This window comes from Yoonia maricola (assembly GCF_002797915.1).
Lineage (GTDB): Bacteria > Pseudomonadota > Alphaproteobacteria > Rhodobacterales > Rhodobacteraceae > Yoonia > Yoonia maricola.
Window position 1 is genome coordinate 1,756,405 of the sequence record NZ_PGTY01000001.1, and the last position, 22,029, is coordinate 1,778,433.

Genomic DNA, 22,029 nt, shown 5'->3' on the forward strand with positions numbered 1-22,029 from the left:
CGTTTAGCTGACCTTCAAAACGATCTTGCCAATATGGGTACTGCTTTCCATGCGGCTGTGCGCTGCAGCGGCATCTTCTAACGCGAATTCCTGATCCATAACCGGGGCCACTTTGCCCGCGACGATCAACGGCCAGACATGCTTGTGCAGGTCATCCGCAATTCGCGCTTTGGCGTAATCTGATTGAGGTCGTAGGGTTGATCCAGTGATCGTCAATCGCCGCGTCATCAATTGCACGAGGTTCAATTCAATCTTCGGTCCTTGCAGGAAAGCGATCTGCACCAAGGTGCCGTCATCCGCAAGCGCTTTGAGGTTACGCTGGATGTACGGACCACCTACCATATCAAGGATCAGGTCAGCCCCACCAACGGCGCGCATCTCCTCTACAAAATCGGCATCGCGATAATTAAAGGCGGCCTCGGCTCCAAGCGCCGCGCAAGCCGTGCATTTTTCGTCTGATCCGGCGGTCGTAAAGATGCGTGCACCAAAGGCTTTGGCCAGTTGGATCGCCGTTGTGCCAATCCCCGAACTGCCACCGTGCACCAAGAACCTTTGCCCTGCGCGCAGTCCACCACGCATGAAAACATTGGACCACACCGTAAAGAATGTCTCTGGCAAGCAGGCCGCTTGTTTCAAGCTCAGCCGACCGGGGATCGGCAAGCAATGGGTGGCAGGGGTAGCCACATATTCCGCATAGCCACCACCAGGCAAAAGCGCGCAAACCTGATCACCCGGTTTCAGACCCGCAACACCATCGCCGCAGGCCACTACTTCGCCCGACGCTTCCAGCCCAGGCAGGTCACTCGCCCCTTTTGGTGGATTATAAAGGCCGGCGCGCTGTAAGGCGTCGGGGCGGTTGACCCCAGCATAGGCCACTTTGATCACCACCTGATCATACGCGGGTGCAGGCATCGGCCGATCGGCCAAGCGCAACACGTCAGGCCCGCCCGGTTGGGAAATCTCTATCGCTTTCATCGCCAAATCGTCCTTACCGCGGGTCGCGCCACATGCCCGGCAGGTTTGGATCAGCCGCAGCACCCGGCGCTTTGACCGACGCCATCATGCGGTCCAACGTACCCGTTAATGGCTTGAGCAAAGGGTTGCTCTTGACCTGTGCCTTGAGTTTTTCAAACTGCATGACGTTATCGATACGACGGTCAATGAACGCATCTGTCGCCTGAATATCAACACTGTCATCACCCAGCCAGTAAAGCACGACTGCACTATAAACACCCGAAAGCGTCATCCGTTTGGTGTACCAGTTCACATCACGTGATGTATCCCCCAGTGCCGTCCAAATTGCATCCGCCGTGCCCCAGATCAGCTTGGCCCCATCAGCAGCCATATGTGGCAAGGCAAAAAGCGTCGTGCCACGGCGCACGGCCTCTTTGTCGTCAATGACTGTCAAGCGCAGGCGAATGGCATGGGCCACCTTATCGCGAAAACGCATGTCGCGCAGGTCAGCCTTGGCAAGGGCTTCCACCATCGCCGCATCGCCACGCTGGTGGTATGCAATCGCCAAACCAGTCGCACCGCGTGGGCAGAGGGTTTTTGCGACTGCCGGGTCAATCCCGGCGTCCGCAACTGCTGCCTCAAATGTCGCGGGCGACCAGCCATCAAAAGCCACATGCGGCAGGGCGGCATCCAATAAATGGTCCAGGGTGGGGTCATTTGGGGCATTTGTCATGGGTCACTCCTGCAATTCGTGCGCACTAGACAAACTAGTCCGCCTTTGCTATCTGCCCACTTCCTGCAATTTTTGCAAATTTAACTTAGAGAGGTGGTGAAAACCACATGCAGGTTAGTGTTCGTGATAACAACGTCGATCAGGCGTTGCGTGCTCTGAAGAAAAAGCTTCAGCGTGAGGGCGTTTTTCGTGAAATGAAGCTCAAGCAACATTTCGAAAAGCCGTCCGTCCGTAAAGCGCGCGAAAAAGCAGAAGCGATCCGTCGTCAGCGCAAGCTGGCACGTAAGAAGCTCCAGCGCGAAGGTATGCTGTAAGGCGACCTTTCGACGTTACGATCAACAAACCCCCGACTGAGCAATCAGGCGGGGGTTTTCTTATGCGGGTCACCCAAGGATTGCAGGATCGGACAATCTGGCCTGTCATCCCCCGCACAGTCACGTACCAGGGTTTTCAGCGTGTCCCGCATATTTTGCAAATCAACGATCTTTGCCTCGATCCGGGCCAGATGGTCTTGCGCAATCCTGCGCACATCCGCGCTGGCCCGGTCTGTATCTTCCCAAAGCGCGAGAAGGTCGCGGCAGTCTTCGATGGAAAAGCCCAAAGTCCGCGCATGCGCCAGAAAGGTCAGCTTGTGAACATCTGCCGCAACAAAGGCGCGGTATCCGTTCGTATCACGCCCCGGTTTGACCAAACCGATATCCTCATAATAGCGAATGGTCTTGGCGGGCAAACCTGCTTTTGCGGCAGCTTCTCCGATGTTCATGCCGTGACCTCCCTGTAGGGCGCTTGTTCGTTCTGCACCGCTGATCGGCCCAACGCCACCCAGCGCAGACGCAACGCATTTGACAGGACAAAGACGCTTGACAACGCCATCGCCCCTGCCGCCAGCATGGGCGACAAAAGCGGCCCACCAAATAAATAAAGCACCCCTGCCGCGACGGGAATAAGAGCGGTGTTATAGGCAAAGGCCCAAAACAGATTTTGCTGGATGTTACGCATCGTGCGCCTGCTGACCTCAAATGCATGACACACGCCGTGAATGTCGCCAGACATCAAAACCACATCCGCAGTTTCAATTGCCACATCAGTGCCTGTGCCGATGGCTATGCCCACATCGGCAGCAGCCAAAGCAGGCGCATCATTGATCCCATCACCAACAAAAGCGATCTTTTCACCAGTCTTCGCAAGCTCATCCAATGCCGCCACTTTCCCATCTGGCAAAACCTCTGCCACAACCGTGTCGATGCCCACCTCAGAGGCAATTGCATGTGCTGTGGCGCGACTGTCACCAGTGATCAAAGCCGTGCGAAGGCCTAACTGATGCAACGTCCTAATTGCGCTGGGTGTTGTTGGTTTGATCGGGTCGGAAATGCCAATCAGACCCGCAAGCTGCCCATCGATAGCCGCGTAAAACGGGGTCTCGCCTGCCTCAGCGATGTGTGCCGCGCGCGCCGCAAACGCATCAGTCATGATCCCTTCACGCTGCATCAACCGGTCCGCCCCCACCAGAACACGGTAACCTGCCACGGTACCGCTGACACCAAAGCCGGCCTCTGCGCGGAACGCGTCAGCATCTTGCTGCACATATCCTTGCTTTTCCGCTTTGCGCACAATGGCGGCGGCGATGGGGTGTTCCGACAACGCTTCAACACTGGCGATAAGCCCAAGCACCTTTGCTTCATCCACCTGCGGGGCAAAGGACATGGTCGTGACCTCTGGCCGCCCTTGGGTCAATGTCCCTGTCTTATCAAAGGCGACGACAGAGACCGACCGCAGCGCCTGTAACGCATCACCCTTGCGAAAGAGAACACCCAGATCAGCCGCACGCCCGGTCCCCACCATGATGGATGTGGGCGTCGCAAGGCCCATGGCGCAAGGACAGGCCACGATCAGGACCGAGACACCAGCGACCAAGGCAAAGCCAAGGGCAGGATCGGGGCCAAAAGCCAGCCAAGCCGCCACTGTGAGCGCTGCAACTATCAAGACAAAGGGCACGAACCACAGCGTGATCCTGTTCACCAAGTCCTGAATAGGTAGTTTCGTACTTTGTGCATCTTCGACCATGCGAATAATCTGGGCGAGCATGGTATCTGCGCCCACTTGCGTTACACGAAAAGTAAACGATCCAGTGCCATTCACCGTGCCACCCGTCACCACATCACCACCTGATTTCTTCGCTGGCAGCGGCTCTCCGGTGATCATGCTTTCATCAATGAAAGTATCGCCGTCCAGCAGCATCCCATCGACCGCGATCTTTTCACCAGGACGGACGCGCACAACGTCCCCCACAACGATCTCCGATATCGGCACCTCAACCGCAACCCCACTACGCATCACCGTTGCGGTTTGCGGTTGTAACCCTATCAGGCGGTGGATCGCTTCTCCGGTTTTGCCCTTGGCACGTGCTTCAAGAAAACGCCCCAGCAGAATCAGGGTGACAATCACTGCAGTTGCCTCAAAATAGACCGCGCGGGTGCCGGGCGGCAGAACCCCGGGCAAAAACGTGGCGATGGTTGAGAACATCCAGGCTGCACCTGTGCCAAGAGCCACCAGTGCATTCATGTCAGGGGCGCCTTTGAACAAGGCTGGCAGGCCTTGGACAAAAAACTTCCGTCCCGGCCAAGCAAGCACAAGAGTGACAAGCACAAACTGAAACAACCAGCTGGTTTGCATACCGATATTCTGATGCACCCACGCATGCACGCCCGGCACAAAGTGGCTGCCCATTTCCAGAATGAAGACGGGCGCCGTCAAGACCGCCGCGATCACCAGCTGGTGGCGCAAAGCCTCTATTCGGGCGTCTTGGTCTGGTTCGGGCTCTGCACTTTCACGTAGCTGCGCAACATATCCTGCCGTAGTGGCCATGCGCGCAAGTTCTTGTGGCGTTGTGGTACCTACCAGATAGGTCACTTTGGCTGTTTCAGCCGCCAGATTGACCGATACCTCCGTCACTGTCGGTGCGGCCAATAAGGCCTTTTCCACCCGGCCAATGCAAGAGCCGCAATGCATGCCTTTGATGTCAAAGGTGATCTGTTCTGTGAGGGCAGGATAACCTGCTTTCACCAGCGCTTGCGTAATCTGCGCCAGTGTTGCGGGGGCATCAAACGTTACTTTCGCCATTTCAGAGGCGAGGTTCACGGTTACGTCGCTCACCCCATTCACCTGGTGCAAAGCCGTCTGGGCCCGCGCAACGCATGATCCGCAAGATAGATTATCAACATGAAGTGTAAGAGCGGTCTCAGACATGAGGGCGTTACCTTTGGGACACCCCCTACATAGGCCTTCCACTCACTGGAAGGTCAAGGTTCAATCGCCCTCAACCGCGCTACGCGCCTCTGCGATATAAGTTTGCAAGTCAGAAACCGATGCAACACCCGGCACCAATGCGTCGCCAATCACGAAAGCCGGTGTCCCGGTGAAACCAAGGCTTTGCGCAAGCTGATCCGATGTCGCAAGATGGCTTGTCACCTCTTCGCTTTGCATGTCTGTCACCAGTTGATCAACATCCAGCCCCACCGACCGCGCCAGCGCCAGAACCGAAGCTTCATCGGCCTGACCACGCATTTCCATTAGACCTACGTGCATTTCTTCATATTTGCCCTGCGCGCGCGCGGCCAAGGCCGCACGGGCCGCAAAGACAGAGCCTGCGCCCAAAATCGGCCATTCTCGATAAACAACACGTAGGTCGCTGTCGGCAGCGATAAGCTCTTTCACGTTGACCGCCGCACGTTTGCAATGCGGGCAGTTGTAGTCAAAGAACTCAACCACAACAGCGTCGCCCTCCGGGTTGCCCATAAATGGCGCATTCGGATCGCTTTCCAAAACCGCACGCTGCTCGGTCAGAAACTCGGCCTGCGCTGCCGCCGCAGCCGCATTGCGCTGCTCTTGCAGGATTGACAAGGCTTCGATGATGATCTGTGGGTTCTCGATGATCGCCTCAAGCGCGAGATCCTTGATCTCATCCTCAGATAGGTCCTGCGCTACCGCCATAAGAGGCAACAAAGATATCAGGGCCGCGGTAAGCAGTCTGCGCATGTTCAATCCATATCCATTGAGTTCGGGTCAAATTCGCCAGTAACAAAACATTTTGATCACCCAATGACCACACACATCTATGTAATCTATCTGCGGCAAGGGCGCATCGGCGATTGCACGCGCGCCAGCCGCTTGCCCCCCTGCCCCCGTTTCGATTAGGTGCAAGTCATGGAACACCGCCTTTCATTGCAAAAGCCGCGCAGACCAGCCCTGAGCATGGGGTTCAAAGCGATTGCGATCTTTGTGATGGCAGTCTGTGTTGTCCCTTATCTAGGGGTGCTGGCGGCCGCTTTTTCAGGCTCTTTTGAAACGCTTTCTCACCTAGCCGATACGGTTCTGGGCCGTTACACCATGACGACCTTGATCCTTGTGACACTAGTGATGGCGGGCAGCGCCTTTATCGGGGCCGGGGCGGCGTGGTTGGTAACAATGACCGATTTCCCCGGACGCCGCTGGATCGAGATCGCTCTCGCACTACCGCTGGCGTTTCCGGCCTACGTGCTGGCCTATGGCTATACCCATGTCCTTGACCATCCCGGTATCTTACAAACGCTGTTGCGGGATATGACAGGATGGGGACCACGCGATTATTGGTTCCCGGAAATCCGGTCGCTGGGCGGGGCGGCGGCAATGCTGACGCTGGTGCTTTATCCTTATGTCTATCTTTTGGCGCGCGCCGCCTTTGCAGCCCAAGGTGCCAGCACGTTTCTGGCCGCGCGCGTTTTGGGGCGTTCACCATTTATTGCATTTATGCATGTCTCTCTGCCCATGGCGCGCCCCGCGATTGCATCGGGTGTCATGCTCGTGGCGATGGAGACGATCGCAGATTTCGGCACGGTCGCCTATTTTGGAGTTCAGACCTTTGCAGTCGGTATCTACCAAAGCTGGTTCAATCTCGCAGACCGCGCAGCGGCGGCGCAATTGGCGCTTGGTTTGCTCAGTTTCGCGCTTTTGTTGGTCATGTTGGAACGCTACAGCCGAGGTAATGCGAGCTACGCCAGCGGGCGGCGCAATGCGCCATTGCAAAGATTGACCCTAAGCAAAAGCCAAAGGCTCGGCGCAATGGTTTTTTGCCTGACGCCTATCCTGTTGGGCGTTGTCTTGCCAGTGATCGCCCTCAGCGTGATGGCGCTGGGGTCAGAGCAAGACCTGCTCAGCCCGCGCTATTTGGGCTTTATCCGCAATTCGCTGACACTGGCGGGCATCGCCGCTGTTCTGACCGTTCTTGCAGCCCTCATTCTGGGGACGTTGCATAGGGTCAGCACCAGCCGGCTGACCGGCACGTCGCTCTATCTGGCGCGGATCGGCTATGCCGTCCCCGGTGGTGTGATTGCGGTGGGGCTACTGGTGCCTTTCGCCGCCTTTGACAACGCGCTGGATGCATGGATGCGCAGCACTTTTGATATCTCGACAGGGCTTTTGTTCACCGGGTCGATCTGGCTGTTGATCTCGGCCTATCTGATCCGGTTTCTGGCTGCCGCTATCGGGGCCTATGAAGGCGGTATCGCCTCGGTCGCGCCCAACATGGACGCCGCGGCGCGCACTTTGGGGCAGGATATGCCCGGTCTGGTACGGCGCATCCATATGCCTTTGCTGCGCACCAGCCTGCTGACGGCAGGGTTGATCGTCTTTGTCGATGTGATGAAAGAACTGCCCGCGACCCTGATTATGCGGCCGTTCAATTATGACACGTTGGCGGTGCAGGCGTATCGCCTTGCATCGGATGAGCGACTTGAGGGGGCCGCGGTCCCCAGCCTCGTGATTGCGGCTATCGGTTTGATCCCGGTGATTTTGCTATGTCGCAAGATCGGGACAGGGCGGGCCTGAGGGCGAGCGCACTCGGCGGGGATCATCGGGACTGTGACCCGCATCCTATGAACCATCATACACACGGCCAAAGTTTGCCGTTTCGCGTTAACGCCGCTAGATTAATCATCATCGCAAGACGGGGACACAGGCATGTTCGATGAGTGTACTGAAACGGTTAGCATTTTGTACGCCATTGTATTTGGTGCAGGTGATGCTTGTATTGAGATCGGTACATCCTCGATCCTGATGGCCTTCGGCGCATTTATGGTGCTGGTTGTCATCGCGCAATTTGCTGCGCGTTGGATTTGGAAACAGATAACCCAGCCGCGTCAAACGGTCGAAGCCGACAGGTTCGAACCAGACATGTTCGAACCATCAGACACCATGCCCACCAGCGACACCCCCTACCGTGATGATCCCGCGTATCGCGATAGCGCTATTCGGTCTTCAAAACGCTAGCCTGCGGGCCGGTTATTGCCACCAATCGCGCCGGTCAACTGAGCCGCGGCCTCCATTACCGGCGTCGCAAGCTCTGCGATCCTGTCTTCTGTGATCCGCGATGTCGGGCCTGATACGGAAATACCCGCGACCGCCTCACCGAACACGTTATAGACCGGGGCGGCGATGCAGCGCATTCCGATGTTGCGTTCCTCGGCATCGATAGCATAGCCGCGTGCCTTGGTCGCGTGCAAATCGGCGATCATCGCGTCAGGGTCTGTCAGAGTGAAAGGTGTATATTGCTCCAACTGACTTGCGGCGAGGATTTCGCGTTGTCGTTTGTTATCCATCCGGCACAAGAGCGCCTTGCCAATGCCCGATGAATGCATGGAAGACGCAGTACCAGGTGGAAAGAACGCACGAATTGTTGCATGGGTTTCGACCTGACCGAGGAATAGTACCTTGCCATCACGCTCAATCCCAAGGTTGGCAGTCTCGCCCGTGGCCTCCATCAACTTGCGCATGATGGGGCGGGCCCGTTCGACCAAAGATGTGCGACGCAGGAAATGTGATCCGGTCAAAAAGGCGGCAGGGCCGATGTTCCAGGTCTGGTTCTGTGCGTCGAAGTCAACAAAACCGCGGCCCTGAAAGGTCGTGAGGACACGATAGATCGTGGCAGGAGACTGATCCAAGGCACCTGCGATCTCAGATAGTGTGCCGCCTTGCATTTCGCCCAACTGGACGAGAACCTCTAGCGCACGATCCAGCGATTTGACGGTGTTCTGCGCGCCCTTGTTGTCCCAAGCTTTGGGTCGTCCGCGGCCTCTTTTGACATCTTCTGTCATTATTTTTCTCGCTTTTGAAAATCAATTTCACATTATGAAAAATATAAGCCCATAACAATAAACAAAATTATCCCACATAAACCTTTTGAAAAATAATTTCAAAAAAATATGCAGATGGCACCTACTCTGGCAAAAAGACTTAACCCAATGGAGGATTGGACGATGAGCTTTCAAAACCCCGTATTTATTCCCGGCCCGACGAACATGCCCGAAGCTATTCGCAAGGCTTGCGATATGCCGACAATTGACCACCGGTCGCCTTTGTTTGGGCAAATCCTGCATCCGGCACGTGCCGGTGTTCAGAAGATTTTGAAGTCCGAAACGGCTGAAGTCTTCATCTTCCCCTCCACCGGTACTGGCGGTTGGGAAACAGCGCTGACCAACACGCTTTCAGCAGGTGATACAGTTCTTGCGGCCCGTAACGGCATGTTCAGCCACAAATGGATCGACATGTGCCTGCGCCACGAATTGAACGTGAAAATCGTCGAGACACCATGGGGTCACGGCCTGCCAGCCGGGCGGTATGCCGAAATCCTGATGGCTGACACAGAGCACAAGATCAAAGCGGTGCTGGCGACGCATAATGAAACCGCGACCGGTGTGAAGTCCGACATTGCGGCGGTACGTAAAGCTCTTGATGCGGCCAATCACCCTGCGATGCTGTTTGTGGATGGCGTCAGTTCCATCGGGTCAATGGATTTCCGCTTTGAGGAGTGGGGCGTAGATGTTGCCGTAACAGGTTCGCAGAAAGGTTTTATGTTACCGGCGGGCCTTGCCATTGTTGGGTTCAGCCAAAGGGCGATGGACGCAAGCAAGACAGCCGGGTTGCCGCGTACCTTCTTCGACATCGCAGATATGACAAAGGGTTACGAGGCAAATGCTTATCCTTACACGCCAGCTGTGGGTCTGATGAATGGGCTGTTGCTGGCGACAGAAACGCTTTTGAAAGAAGGGCTCGATAACGTGTTTGCGCGTCACAATCGGATCGCATCCGGTGTACGTGCGGCGGTTGATGCTTGGGGTTTAGGGCTTTGCGCAGCAACGCCAGACGTGTATTCTGACACCGTAAGTGCGATCAAAACGCCCGAAGGCTTCAACGCGACTGACATCGTTGCGCATGCCGCAGACAAATATGGCGTCGCGTTCGGTGTCGGCCTTGGTGAGGTCGCTGGCCAGGTGTTCCGCATCGGCCATCTGGGCAGCATGACAGATGTTATGGCCCTGTCCGGGATCGCCACCGCCGAAATGTGCATGGTGGACCTTGGCCTTGATATCAAACTCGGTTCAGGCGTTGCCGCAGCACAGGAATACTATCGTGGGACAACTGGCCTAAGCCTCAAGGATGCAGCGTAATGAAAGACCACAGCGATTTTTACATTCCAACCTACCAAGATATGTTGGACGCGCATGAGCGCATCAAGCCCCACATCCACCGCACACCGGTTTTAACATCTGAGTATTTGGACAACCTCACCGGAGCCAAACTTTTCTTTAAGTGTGAGAACTTTCAAAAGGCCGGTGCTTTCAAGGTTCGCGGCGCCTCAAATGCCGTATTTGGATTGTCAGACGACGCCGCAAAGAACGGTGTCTGCACACATTCGTCAGGAAACCACGCTCTATCGCTGTCTTATGCAGCAGGCCGCAGGGGCATCCCCTGCAATGTCGTTATGCCGCGCACTGCGCCGCAAGCGAAGAAAGATGCGGTGAAAGGCTATGGCGGGATCATCACAGAATGCGAACCCTCAACAACGTCCCGCGAAACAGTCTTTGCTGGTGTGCAGGCTGAAACAGGGGGGGACTTCGTACACCCTTATAATGACCCACGGGTTGTCGCGGGTCAGGGAACTTGCAGCAAAGAACTGATGGAACAGATGAAAGAAGACCACGGGGGCGACCTTGATATGGTGGTCGCACCTATCGGTGGCGGCGGGATGATTTCAGGCACTTGCCTGACTTTGTCCAACATCGCCCCAGACGTGCAGATCATTGCAGCAGAACCCGAGCAGGCCGATGATGCCTATCGCAGCTTCAAAGCGGGTCATATCATAGCGGATGATGCGCCTGTCACTGTGGCCGATGGTCTGAAAGTGCCGCTCAAAGACCTGACATGGCATTTTGTCAGCAACCATGTGTCCGAGATTTTCACTGCGACCGAGCAAGAAATCATCGATGCGATGAAGCTGACATGGCAACGCATGAAGATCGTGATGGAACCCAGCTGCGCTGTGCCGCTGGCTGTCATCATCAAGAACAAAGACTTTTTCAAAGGCAAACGCGTTGGTGTCATTGTCACTGGCGGCAACGTAGATCTCGACAAACTACCTTGGATGCAAGGTTAAGGGAGAAAAACCATGAACGATATGAGCAACCTCAAGAACCTCGAAGTCGGCTATGACGTCCCCGCCCTGCCGGGTATGGATGAAGCAGATATCCAGACACCCTGCCTTGTGCTGGATCTGGATGCACTGGAACGCAACATCAAGAAGATGGGCGATTTCGCGAAGTCGCACGGCATGCGCCACCGTGTGCACGGCAAAATGCACAAATCTGTCGATGTAGCCCTGTTGCAGGAAAAGCTGGGCGGATCGGTCGGCGTTTGCTGCCAAAAGGTTTCCGAGGCCGAAGTTTTCGCCCGTGGCGGCATCAAAGACGTGTTGGTATCCAACCAAGTGCGTCAGCCAGAAAAGATTGATCGTTTGGCTCGCCTGCCAAAGCTGGGCGCACGCGCGATCTGCTGTGTGGATGATATCGACAATGTGGCTGATCTGTCGGCGGCTGCGATGAAGCATGGCACCCAGATCGAATGCCTCGTCGAAATCGACGTGGGTGCGGGCCGTTGTGGTGTGCAATACGGTCAACCGGTTGTGGATCTGGCAAAAGCCATCGACGCAGCAGATGGACTGAAATACGCTGGCATTCAGGCCTATCAGGGCGCTATGCAGCACCTCGATTCATACGAAGAACGTCAGGGCAAAACACAAGTGGCCATCGATCAGGTCGCTGAAACGCTTGAGATGCTAAAGGCCGAAGGGATCGAAAGCGACATCGTTGGCGGTGGCGGCACAGGGTCCTACTATTTTGAAAGCGCTTCTGGTGTATTCAATGAATTGCAGTGCGGATCTTATGCCTTCATGGACGCGGATTATGGCCGTATCCTTGACAAGGACGGCAACCGCATCGACCGCGGTGAGTGGGAAAATGCGCTGTTTATCCTGACCTCCGTGATGAGCCATGCGAAAGCAGACAAAGCTATCGTAGATGCAGGGCTGAAAGCGCAGTCAGTCGATAGTGGCTTGCCAACCATATTTGGCCGCACTGACGTAGAATATGTGAAGTGTTCTGATGAGCATGGTGTTGTCGCTGACCCACACGGCGCGCTGAAGGTCAATGACAAGCTGAAATTGGTCCCCGGTCACTGCGACCCGACTTGCAATGTACATGACTGGTACGTTGGTGTGCGGGGTGGCAAGGTGGAAACACTGTGGCCAGTATCTGCCCGTGGCAAAGCTTACTGACGCGTTCTTCCCTCCCTAACGGTCGCTTATCGCGAAGACAGCCCGCACGGGCTGGATGAGCGGCCGCAAAAGAAAGTCCAAGACCATGATTGTCGTACCCGAAAAAGAAATCGCGGGCCTTTTGACGCGCGCCGATGCATTTGACGCCGTCGAAAAAGTGTTTGCCTCAATGTCCAAAGGCAGCGCCTACAACTTTCCTGTGATCCGTGAAGCCATTGGATATGAAGACGCGCTTTATGGCTTCAAAGGAGGGTTTGACAATACAGGCATGGCGCTCGGCCTCAAGGCGGGGGGATACTGGCCCAATAACCTTGAGAAACATGGTGAGATCAACCATCAGTCGACGGTGTTTTTGTTTGATCCCGACACAGGAAAGGTCAAGGCGATGGTGGGGGGTAACCTGCTGACAGCACTGCGCACAGCGGCGGCCTCCTCGGTTTCGATCAAGCATTTGGCTCGGAAGGATGCGAAGGTTATGGGCATGGTCGGCGCGGGCCATCAGGCGACGTTCCAATTGCGCGCTGCCCTTGAGCAGCGTGAATTCGAAAAGGTGATCGGATGGAACTACCACCCTGAAATGTTACCCAACATCGAAAAGGTGGCAGATGAAGCTGGCGTGCCGTTTGAGGCCGTGGAACTGGACGGTCTAGTTGAGGCTGATGTCGTGATTTCGATTACTTCGACCTTTGCGCCCACGATCATGGCTAATCATATCGCACCCGGCACCCATATCGCCTGCATGGGCACCGACACCAAAGGCAAGCAAGAGGTTGAAGCCGCACTGCTGGCGCAAACCACTGTCTTCACGGATGAAGTTGCGCAATCCATCAGCATCGGCGAGGCGCAGCACGCTATAGCCGCAGGGTTGATCCAGCAAAGTGATGTGAATGAATTGGGCGCAGTGATCAACGGCACACATCCGGGCCGAACATCGGATGATGAGATCACGCTCTTTGATGGCACGGGGGTCGGTTTGCAAGACCTCGCCGTCGCGTCATCCATCGTCGATCTCGCGGTCGAAAAAGGGATCGCGACAATCGTGGAATTCTGAAACCACACACGCGAACGCGCATGCCCCCACCCGAAAGGGTTGGGGGCTTTTTCATGGCTCAGAACCGGATTTCGAACACAGCCGTCGGGCCATCCAGCAGCTGGATATCAGCGCCTTGGCTTTGCAACATGCGCCGCACAATGGGCAGGCCCATGCCCGTGCCACCTTCTGCCCGACGCGTCGTAAAGAAAGGATCAAATATCCGCTCTCGGTTACCGTCACTAATGCCCGAACCATTGTCAGAGATCAGCAACCGCACGCACTGAAAATCAAAAGATACCACCGTCGCACCATGCGCCAGCGCATTCCCGGCAAGATGAGTAACAACCAGATCCATCACCTCGCGCGGCAAGGGAATATCGCCATCTGTGACGACGACTGCCCCCTCAACACCAGCCAACACATCCGACAAACGGCAATCTCCCGCCGGAATGACCTCCTGCGCTTGGGCCAGTGCACGCTGGCTGTCCAAAAGTGCTTCCATCCGGCGGGTATTGTCGGTGATCCCCTGTAACAGCTTTGACCGATCCGCGTCACTTAGATCAGGGTTTTCCAACAGCTCCGCCGCCCCTTGGATCACCGTCAGCGGGGATTTCAATTCATGCGTCACATGATCCGCATAGGACCGCAAAACCGCCTCGCGCCCACGCAGGGCCGACGTCATTTCCAATACGGCCTGCCCCAATTGCGAAAACTCTGGTGTACCAAAATGTGTGGGTTCTGCGGTTTCACCCTCATTCTCAGCATAAGCGGTCAACGCGCGCACTGGTCGCAAGACCAACCGCCACAATAGCGCACCAAGAATGACCGTTGCAAAGAAAGCCATCCAGCCAATCATCCAGGACGTTTCGGCCCAGCCCAGGACGCCGCCCGCGACCCGAAAATACCCGATCCCGATCAGCGGCAGACAGAACACCGCTGCCAGCGTCCCCCCCAGTACCAATGCCAAAGGGGGCCGCCATTTGGCCGTCACGCGCCGCGACATGCGCCCATCCTGATGCCGACGCCATGAACGGTCTCAATTGCGTCACCACACCCTGCCTTGGACAGTTTGCTGCGTAAATTGCGCAAATGGCTGTCCATCGTCCGGTCGCTGACGTTCACATTCGTCCCATAGATCGCATCGACAAGTTGCGGGCGTGACATCACATGGTCCGGACGGGCAATCAGACGCTCCAACAAATCCATCTCGCGCGAGGTCAGGGTGACCGCCGCATCGTTGACATGACATAGATGGCGCGCCGGATCGACGCTGACAATCCCGCGCCGCAACACCACCTGTTCGGATATTTCGCCATTGCTACGCTTGAGGATCGCACGTACGCGGGCCACCAGTTCACGCGGTGAAAACGGTTTGGACACATAGTCATCCGCCCCCAATTCCAACCCAACAACGCGGTCAATCTCATCCGCGCGGGCGGTCAGAAACAGGATAGGGACTTCGGATGTTTTGCGCAGGGTGCGGCACACCTCCAGCCCGTCCATCTCTGGCATGCCGATATCGAGGACGATCAGATCAGGCCGCAGGCTTTCTGCCTTCTCCAACGCTTCACGCCCTTCGCTGGCCTCCGCCACACCAAACCCCGCTTGGGTCAGCGCAATCCGCACCACATCGCGGATTTGCGCGTCATCTTCAGCCACAAGGATCATTGCTCAATCTCCATCGTGGCCAAACTACGGTGCAGGCGCGCATTACGGTAGCCCCATTCGCGCCAATCGTCACGCTGGGACACCTGAACGCGATATGGGTCGCAAATTTCCGTGCCTATTGTCAGCTGATGGGCGCGAATTGCGGGGGCAGCCCCTTCGCTTAGCCCACAAAGGTAGTAGTCATTGTCGCGATCATCAGCGAGGTTATGACGGGCAATGTAACCGTCGATGTTGACCAGATTGCAAAGGTAAATCGCAAGCACCCCAAGACCAAAGGCCCTTTGCAAAAACCAGCCAACCGAGTGCCGCCCGATCAACTGCATGATGATCAAAACCAGCCCCAGGGCGACCACGACCATCCAGACAAAGGCTGCAAACCGCAAACGCGTCAGCCCATAGACATCGACATAAAGATCGAGACGGAGAATGGACGAGATGACCAGGATCACGTTTTGTGCGATCCAAAAGTAGAGCAACCGACGCACGCCGGACCCTATCCCCAGATACGGCTGGGCCAACAAGGCAAATACCCCGGCAAGCAAGGCCGTCACCAACAACGGATAGGCCCCCCGATGGGCATATTCCGCATATGTCATGCCTTCGGGCAATGCGAAACCACCCCAAAGATAACCAAGATCAAGGGTCGTTTGCACAAGAAAGATCAGGTTAAAGACGACAAGCGCGCGGCCCACCGACCGCTCGGTTAAAAATCCTGAGCGTAGACCACGCAGACGGTTTGACTTGGCTTTGGTCAACGCAGGCATCATCGTCGTCAGCCGCAGCAGCGGCCAGATCGCCAACGCGATGAAGCCCCAGAACATCACACGTTCTATACGAGGCAGAAAACTTGTGTCGATCTGGGTAAAGGACAGCAACCACTGGTCAACAAGCGGGTTCGCGGCGGCAAAAAGAACCAAGAAGACACCACCGATCCCCACTGGCAAAGCCCAGTCAAAAAGAGCCTCTTGAAAACTTCCCTTTGACGGGACCGAAACGCGCATCGCCAAACCATCGCGGATCGTCTGAACCAACCCATAACCGGGGATGCGTATTGCGGCACGCCATAGGTTTACCGCCTCCCAGCGCTCAACAGTGACCATGACACCGAATATCAACAATCCATGAACAGCGATCACGATGGTGCCGAACTGGACGACTTCTATTAAAGGAAGTGTTGTGACCACCAAAACTGCAACCGCTTTGAGAAAGCGATCAAATGTAAGCGTCCGCACAATGGTCAACAAAATCGCGGTGGCTACCGCAAACAACCACACAGCAAGGCCAAGGCCGGGACGAAACCCCCAGATCAGCACATCAGCAAGTAGTAGCGCCAGGATCAATACAGGTCCCGCCCGAACCCCTTTCGGTGGATCAGCATCGTCCAACCACCACGCATCTTTCACAATCCGATGCGGCACACCTCGCACAACCATATCTGTCCCTTTCTACTCTTGTTGAGAAAGGGTCTAAGTCTGTGCCGTGCAAAGACGCTTGGGCAAATGTGCAGGTTTTGTGCAGACAGGCCTAGCGGCCAGCAGCAGCCCGGATCGCGCGAATGTTTTCACCGTATGGCGTCGGATCGGTCACCGAACCGCCGCGAAACACGGCAGAACCCGCCACAAGAACATCAGCCCCCGCCGCAGCCACCAAAGGTGCTGTCGTCGGATCAACACCGCCGTCGATTTCGATATGAATGGGACGGTCACCGATCATCGCACGCAGATCACGCACCTTGTCTACCTGACTGTGAATGAACTTCTGCCCGCCAAAACCGGGGTTCACCGTCATCACACAGACCAAATCAACCATGTCAAGCAGTGTGTCTATTGCAGTAGCGGGCGTGCCGGGGTTCAATGCGACACCGGCCTTTGCCCCTGCCCCGCGGATCGCTTGTAAAGTACGATGAATATGTGGGCCTGCCTCCACGTGGGCGGTAATGATATCTGCACCAGCCTTTGCAAACCCTTCGATATAGGGATCAACCGGGGCAATCATCAGATGGACATCCATGACACCCTTGATATGCGGTCGTATCGCCGCACAGGTCGCAGGACCAAAGGTGATATTCGGCACGAAATGCCCATCCATAACATCGACATGGACCCAATCGGCACCCTGCGCTTCAATCGCTTCGCATTCCGCGCCGAAATTGGCAAAATCAGCAGAGAGGATAGAGGGGGCAATCTTGATAGAGCGGTCAAAACCCATGGAACACCTCATTTGGTTGGCTTGCGCAGGCCATAACTTGTGAGCGGTGGATTGTCACGTTGATCTGTCATGCTTGGCAAAAGCCGCATACGCAGCAATGCAACGTTGCGTTTAACGGCAGGAAATTGCCACAAGACGCAGGATCGTGAAGCGTCAAAAATTTAGGTGCTGCAGCGCAGAAACGACTGTGCTATTTTGATCCCATGGCGCAGACACTTCACCATGCAGGCATTCTGACAGAAGGCACACAGGTGCGCCTGACGCGCGCAACCTTGGCACCAACACGGCCAAAATCACTGCATGATCACGACTTTTACGAATTGTTTTGGGTGCAAAACGGCCGTGTCGTTCATCACCTGCCCGACAAGACCAAGACTTTGAACGAAGGCAACGTGGTTTTCCTGCGTCCCGGCCATAAGCACGCACTTCAAGGACGCGGCGAACATGCGCTTGTTGTCTCGCTCTGTATTCACCCGGCAACCGTAAAGGCGCTTGCCAAACGCCACCCCAGCGTCAAAGGGCATTTGTTTTGGTCAACAGGCGCGCCTGTGCAAATCCACATGGACATCCGGCAACTGGCCGCCCTGAACCATGCCGCTGTTCAACTGGAAAACAGCCCCTGTGATACGCTGGCCGCCGAAGCGTTTTTGCTGCCGCTCTGTGCTGAGCTGACGGCAGAGACCTTTGCCCGTGATGTCCCCCAATGGCTTACCAACGCTTGCACTGCCGCCAGATCGCCTGACATTTTCCGCGATGGCTCGGCCGGGCTTGTCGCGATCACTGGCAAGGCACACCCCCATGTCAGCCGGATGATGCGCAAGCATCTGGGGCAGACACCCTCAGACTATGTCAACAACATCCGCATGCAGCACGCCGCCCGTGTCCTGACCACCGACAACGAAGCCATCAGTGATATTGCTGCAGATTGCGGCATTCCGAACATGTCGCATTTCCACAAGCTCTTTCGCAAAGCGTATGGGATCACCCCCCTTCAATATCGGCAAAAGTTCCAGCGGCAGGTGGTGCAGCCCTCCTAGGGTCAGCCCAACGCAACGGCAAAGCATATCTTATTTGACCAAATAGTCAAAACTTGCCAAGACTGCGCCAAAGTGCCACCCTTCACCGGCACCGCAGGAGGCCCCCTTGCAGACCACCCAATCCCCCAGTTTGACAGCGACCCAGCTGCCGCAAGTTCATTTTCCGCGCAACGACGGCATGCCGCTCGACCTAGATTGGGTAATGGCCGTGCAGGCCAACACATCCGCCATTGAACGGCGCGCCAAAACGCTGCCCGGCAGGCGGAGCGTCAAAAAAGACTATCAAGCGGCATGGTTGTGCAAAGCGATCAGCCTGATGGATCTAACCACGCTTTCAGGTGACGACAGCGAAGGGCGCGTGCGCCGATTATGCGCCAAGGCGCGCCAACCTGTGGCCCAACCAATCCTAGAGGCTTTAGGCATGGAAGGCCTGACTACAGGTGCGATCTGCGTTTATCACGACATGGTGGCAACGGCTGTCGATGCGCTGCAAGGGACGAATATACCTGTTGCGGCAGTCTCCACCGGCTTTCCGGCTGGGCTGTCCCCCTTCCACCTGCGCATCGCCGAAATCGGCGAGAGCGTTGCGGCAGGTGCGGCGGAGATCGATATCGTGATTAGTCGCCGCCATGTGCTGACCGGAAATTGGCAGGCGCTCTATGATGAAATGCGCGAAATGCGGGCCGCTTGTGGCGATGCCCATGTCAAAGCAATCCTGGCCACCGGCGAACTTGGTACCCTGCGCAATGTCGCCCGCGCATCACTGGTCTGCATGATGGCTGGCGCAGATTTCATCAAGACATCAACGGGCAAAGAGCCAGTCAACGCGACGCTTCCCGTCACGTTGACCATGATCCGCGCGATCCGGGACTTTGAGGACCGGACGGGCGTCAAAGTCGGCTACAAACCTGCGGGCGGGATCAGCAAGGCCAAAGACGCGCTGGTCTACCTGAGCATGATCAAGGATGAACTTGGCGACCGCTGGCTGCAACCCGACCTTTTCCGTTTTGGCGCATCGTCGTTGCTAGGCGACATCGAACGGCAACTCGAACATCATGTCACCGGGGCCTACTCTGCCTCGTGGCGACACGCGATTGGATAGCACAATGTTTTCTCATGGATTCGAAAGCAAACTACGTTCCAGAGATGCTGGAATGGTCCGTTTCGACCTACGGTGTCTAACTGACTGGGCATCGCAGGCGTGGCCAGATTACTGGCACAATGCCAAAACGCCGGACATCCTAGAAGATGCGCTAAGCGCGTTCCTGGTCAAAGGCGCTGATCACTCGAAAACATTCCGCAATCTCAAAGGCGAACATAGCGCCATTCTAGCCCATGCACTGCTGATCGGGATCGGCCGCAGCGGCTCTCATCCCATCACAGAAATTGAGGATGCCCTTGGCGTATCACTGCCACCAGAGGCCCATCAATGACCATCAAAGACATCTTCGAAACCATGAACTACGGCCCCGCCCCGGAAAGCAGCGCCGAAGCACTGAAATGGCTGGCAGATCGCGGCGGCATCGCAGGCCACTATATCAATGGCACTTGGGGGCCGTTGCGGGATGATTTCCCCTCCAACAACCCGGCAACGGGCGGAAAACTGGCAGGTGTCACCAAAGGTACTGCCGAAGAAATCGCCGCGGCAGTCGCAGCCGCACGCAAAGCGCAACCCGGATGGGCCAAGTCAGGCCACAAGCGCGCACGCGTCCTCTACGCTATCGCACGCCTGATGCAGAAACACAGCCGCCTGCTAGCCGTGATGGAAACGCTCGACAACGGGAAACCTATTCGCGAAAGCCGCGATATCGACGTGCCCCTCGCGATCCGTCATTTCTATCATCACGCTGGCTTTGCCCAACTGATGAAATCGGAACTGCCCGAGCGCGAGGCATTGGGTGTTTGCGGGCAGATCATCCCATGGAACTTTCCGCTACTGATGCTGGCATGGAAAATTGCGCCAGCACTGGCGATGGGCAACACAGTGATCCTCAAACCCGCAGAATACACATCGCTGACTGCTATGATCTTCGCCGAAATCTGCACCGAGGCAGGCGTGCCACCCGGCGTCGTGAACATCGTCACGGGCGATGGCGAAACAGGGGCAGCCCTCGTAAACGCTGATGTAGACAAAATCGCGTTCACTGGCTCCACAGAAGTGGGCCGCAAAATCCGTGAAGCGACGGCCGGATCAGGCAAAGCGCTGTCTCTCGAACTGGGCGGCAAGTCACCTTACATCGTATTTGAAGACGCTGATATCGATAGCGCTGTCGAAGGCCTCGTCGATGCGATCTGGTTCAACCAAGGCCAGGTCTGCTGTGCCGGGTCACGCCTGTTGGTGCAGGAAGGCATCGCCGATCGGTTCTATACCAAGCTCAAAGCCCGCATGGACAGGCTGCGCATTGGTGATCCGCTCGACAAATGCATCGATGTGGGTGCCATAGTGGACCCCATACAGCTGAACCAGATCACAAAGATGGTCAGCGCCAACACCGAAGGCGAAACCTATCAAACCAGCGCGCCCGATGGCTGTTTCTATCCGCCCACACTGATTACAGGTCTTTCCCCTGCATCAACACTGATGCAGGAAGAAATCTTTGGCCCTGTCCTTGCCGCAACCACCTTTCGCACACCAATTGAGGCGGTCGAAATCGCCAATAACACGCGCTTCGGGCTCGCGGCCTCAGTCTGGTCGGAAAACATCAATCTTGCCCTCGATATCGCGCCCAAACTAGCCGCCGGGATCGTCTGGGTAAATGGCACGAATATGATGGACGCCGCCGCTGGGTTCGGCGGTGTGCGCGAAAGCGGCTTTGGGCGCGAAGGCGGTTGGGAGGGGCTGACAGGCTACACCAAACCCAAAGGCACGGCCAAGTCTCTGAAGAAAATTGACCCTTTCACCACCGAAGACGGCCACCCAGCCGATCCGTTGGACCGGACCGCAAAACTCTACATCGGCGGGAAACAAGCACGCCCCGACGGTGGCTATTCGCAACCTGTCTACAGCCCGCGCGGGAAACTGCTGGGCCATGCGTCCATCGCCAATCGCAAAGACATCCGCAACGCCGTTGAGGCCTGCAATGCCGCCAAAGGCTGGTCTAAAACCACAGGCCACCTGCGCGCACAAATCCTCTACTATATTGCCGAAAACCTCTCAGCCCGCGCTGATGAATTTGGCACACGCATCAACCAGATGACTGGTGGACGCAGTGGCGCGGATGAGGTGGAAACCGCAATCCGTACACTCTTCACCTACGCCGCATGGGCCGACAAATACGACGGGCAGGCGCATGGCGTGCCGATCCGGGGTGTCGCCTTGGCGATGAAAGAACCGGTCGGCAACATCGGTATCCTTTGCGACGATGCTGCCCCTCTCGCCGGACTGGTTGGCACCATGGCAGCCGCCATCGCGATGGGCAACCGCGTGATACTCGCCGCAAGCGAACCCTTCCCACTGGCAGCAACAGATTTTTATCAGGTCTTGGAAACCTCTGATGTACCAGCCGGTGTCGTCAACATCATCACAGGCAGCCACACAGAGCTGGCTCCGACGCTAGCCAAACACCTCGATATCGATGCGGTCTGGTCCTTTTCCAGCAGCGATCTGAGCGCTGTTATCGAAAAGGCAAGCGCCGGCAACCTCAAACGGACCTGGGTGAACAACGGCAAGGCCATGGTGCCATCAACGGCAGATTACCTCACTGCTAGCACCGAGATCAAAAATATCTGGATCCCTTACGGCGAATAGGACCCG

General features: G+C 56.3%; 21 protein-coding genes. 11 read left to right on the top strand and 10 right to left on the bottom strand.

The features are described 5' to 3' along the window. Positions 1–3: 3 nt before the first annotated feature. Positions 4–975, bottom strand: a complete 972-nt coding sequence (locus tag BC777_RS08875) for an NAD(P)H-quinone oxidoreductase (protein WP_100367706.1) — start codon at positions 973–975, stop codon at positions 4–6. A 13-nt stretch (positions 976–988) separates the two neighbouring features. Next, positions 989–1,687, bottom strand: coding sequence for a COQ9 family protein (locus BC777_RS08880; protein ID WP_100367707.1), 699 nt, complete (start codon positions 1,685–1,687; stop codon positions 989–991). Between the two features lie 107 nt (positions 1,688–1,794). Here BC777_RS08880 and rpsU point away from each other — a divergent pair, with 107 nt between their 5' ends. Further along, a complete protein-coding gene (gene rpsU, locus BC777_RS08885) occupies positions 1,795–2,001 on the top strand; it encodes a 30S ribosomal protein S21 (RefSeq protein ID WP_100367708.1) in 207 nt (68 codons plus the stop codon). 44 nt (positions 2,002–2,045) lie between these two features. Here rpsU and cueR read toward each other — a convergent pair whose 3' ends face one another. The 3 genes from cueR to BC777_RS08900 are packed head-to-tail and all read right to left on the bottom strand — an operon-like array spanning position 2,046 to position 5,722. After that, the gene (cueR, locus tag BC777_RS08890; RefSeq protein WP_100367709.1) at positions 2,046–2,450 is read right to left on the bottom strand and encodes a Cu(I)-responsive transcriptional regulator; all 405 of its coding nucleotides are present in this window, start codon (positions 2,448–2,450) and stop codon (positions 2,046–2,048) included. Beyond that, the gene (locus tag BC777_RS08895) at positions 2,447–4,933 is read right to left on the bottom strand and encodes a heavy metal translocating P-type ATPase (protein WP_100367710.1); all 2,487 of its coding nucleotides are present in this window, start codon (positions 4,931–4,933) and stop codon (positions 2,447–2,449) included. Before BC777_RS08895 ends, cueR begins: the two co-directional genes overlap by 4 nt. 60 nt (positions 4,934–4,993) lie before the next feature. After that, positions 4,994–5,722 (bottom strand): DsbA family protein, encoded by a 729-nt coding sequence (locus BC777_RS08900; RefSeq protein ID WP_100367711.1) that lies wholly within the window; start codon positions 5,720–5,722, stop codon positions 4,994–4,996. Positions 5,723–5,938: 216 nt separating this feature from the next. Between BC777_RS08900 and BC777_RS08905 the strand changes: the two genes are divergently transcribed. Both BC777_RS08905 and BC777_RS08910 read left to right on the top strand, forming a co-directional pair. Continuing rightward, a complete protein-coding gene (locus tag BC777_RS08905) occupies positions 5,939–7,549 on the top strand; it encodes an ABC transporter permease (protein WP_245834274.1) in 1,611 nt (536 codons plus the stop codon). 132 nt (positions 7,550–7,681) lie between these two features. After that, on the top strand, positions 7,682–7,990 hold the full coding sequence (locus BC777_RS08910; RefSeq protein ID WP_100367712.1) for a hypothetical protein: 309 nt from the start codon (positions 7,682–7,684) through the stop codon (positions 7,988–7,990). Here the strand turns inward: BC777_RS08910 and bhcR are convergent. Beyond that, a complete protein-coding gene (bhcR, locus tag BC777_RS08915) occupies positions 7,987–8,814 on the bottom strand; it encodes an HTH-type transcriptional regulator BhcR (RefSeq protein WP_100367713.1) in 828 nt (275 codons plus the stop codon). The two genes, BC777_RS08910 and bhcR, sit on opposite strands and share 4 nt — an antisense overlap. Positions 8,815–8,976: 162 nt before the next feature. On the opposite strand from bhcR, the gene bhcA reads away from it, so the two are divergent. The 4 genes from bhcA to bhcD all read left to right on the top strand — a co-directional run bounded on the left by bhcA (position 8,977) and on the right by bhcD (position 13,380). Further along, on the top strand, positions 8,977–10,167 hold the full coding sequence (gene bhcA / locus BC777_RS08920; protein WP_100368075.1) for an L-aspartate--glyoxylate aminotransferase BhcA: 1,191 nt from the start codon (positions 8,977–8,979) through the stop codon (positions 10,165–10,167). After that, on the top strand, positions 10,167–11,153 hold the full coding sequence (gene bhcB, locus BC777_RS08925) for a beta-hydroxyaspartate dehydratase BhcB (RefSeq protein ID WP_100367714.1): 987 nt from the start codon (positions 10,167–10,169) through the stop codon (positions 11,151–11,153). The genes bhcA and bhcB overlap by 1 nt, the downstream gene beginning before the upstream one ends. 12 nt (positions 11,154–11,165) lie before the next feature. Next, on the top strand, positions 11,166–12,329 hold the full coding sequence (bhcC, locus tag BC777_RS08930) for a 3-hydroxy-D-aspartate aldolase BhcC (protein ID WP_100367715.1): 1,164 nt from the start codon (positions 11,166–11,168) through the stop codon (positions 12,327–12,329). An 85-nt stretch (positions 12,330–12,414) separates the two neighbouring features. After that, the gene (gene bhcD / locus BC777_RS08935; protein WP_100367716.1) at positions 12,415–13,380 is read left to right on the top strand and encodes an iminosuccinate reductase BhcD; all 966 of its coding nucleotides are present in this window, start codon (positions 12,415–12,417) and stop codon (positions 13,378–13,380) included. 58 nt (positions 13,381–13,438) lie between these two features. Here the strand turns inward: bhcD and BC777_RS08940 are convergent, their stop codons facing one another. The 4 genes from BC777_RS08940 to rpe form a co-directional block, all read right to left on the bottom strand. After that, a complete protein-coding gene (locus tag BC777_RS08940) occupies positions 13,439–14,365 on the bottom strand; it encodes an ATP-binding protein (protein WP_100367717.1) in 927 nt (308 codons plus the stop codon). Beyond that, complete coding sequence (locus BC777_RS08945; RefSeq protein WP_100367718.1) at positions 14,350–15,030, bottom strand: response regulator transcription factor; 681 nt, start codon at positions 15,028–15,030, stop codon at positions 14,350–14,352. The genes BC777_RS08940 and BC777_RS08945 overlap by 16 nt, the downstream gene beginning before the upstream one ends. Next, positions 15,027–16,463, bottom strand: a complete 1,437-nt coding sequence (locus BC777_RS08950; protein ID WP_100367719.1) for a DUF4153 domain-containing protein — start codon at positions 16,461–16,463, stop codon at positions 15,027–15,029. Before BC777_RS08950 ends, BC777_RS08945 begins: the two co-directional genes overlap by 4 nt. Positions 16,464–16,554: 91 nt before the next feature. Continuing rightward, entirely contained in the window at positions 16,555–17,238 is a 684-nt protein-coding gene (gene rpe / locus BC777_RS08955; protein ID WP_100367720.1) for a ribulose-phosphate 3-epimerase, read from the bottom strand. A gap of 203 nt (positions 17,239–17,441) precedes the next feature. On the opposite strand from rpe, the gene BC777_RS08960 reads away from it, so the two are divergent. The 4 genes from BC777_RS08960 to BC777_RS08975 all read left to right on the top strand — a co-directional run bounded on the left by BC777_RS08960 (position 17,442) and on the right by BC777_RS08975 (position 22,023). Next, positions 17,442–18,275 carry a helix-turn-helix transcriptional regulator gene (locus tag BC777_RS08960; RefSeq protein ID WP_100367721.1) on the top strand — a complete coding sequence of 278 codons (834 nt, stop codon included), beginning with the start codon at positions 17,442–17,444 and terminating at the stop codon, positions 18,273–18,275. A gap of 106 nt (positions 18,276–18,381) precedes the next feature. Next, on the top strand, positions 18,382–19,377 hold the full coding sequence (gene deoC / locus BC777_RS08965; protein WP_211095344.1) for a deoxyribose-phosphate aldolase: 996 nt from the start codon (positions 18,382–18,384) through the stop codon (positions 19,375–19,377). 52 nt (positions 19,378–19,429) lie between these two features. Then, positions 19,430–19,708, top strand: a complete 279-nt coding sequence (locus BC777_RS08970) for a hypothetical protein (RefSeq protein WP_100367722.1) — start codon at positions 19,430–19,432, stop codon at positions 19,706–19,708. Next, on the top strand, positions 19,705–22,023 hold the full coding sequence (locus BC777_RS08975; protein WP_100367723.1) for an aldehyde dehydrogenase family protein: 2,319 nt from the start codon (positions 19,705–19,707) through the stop codon (positions 22,021–22,023). The genes BC777_RS08970 and BC777_RS08975 overlap by 4 nt, the downstream gene beginning before the upstream one ends. The last annotated feature ends 6 nt before the right edge of the window (positions 22,024–22,029 follow it).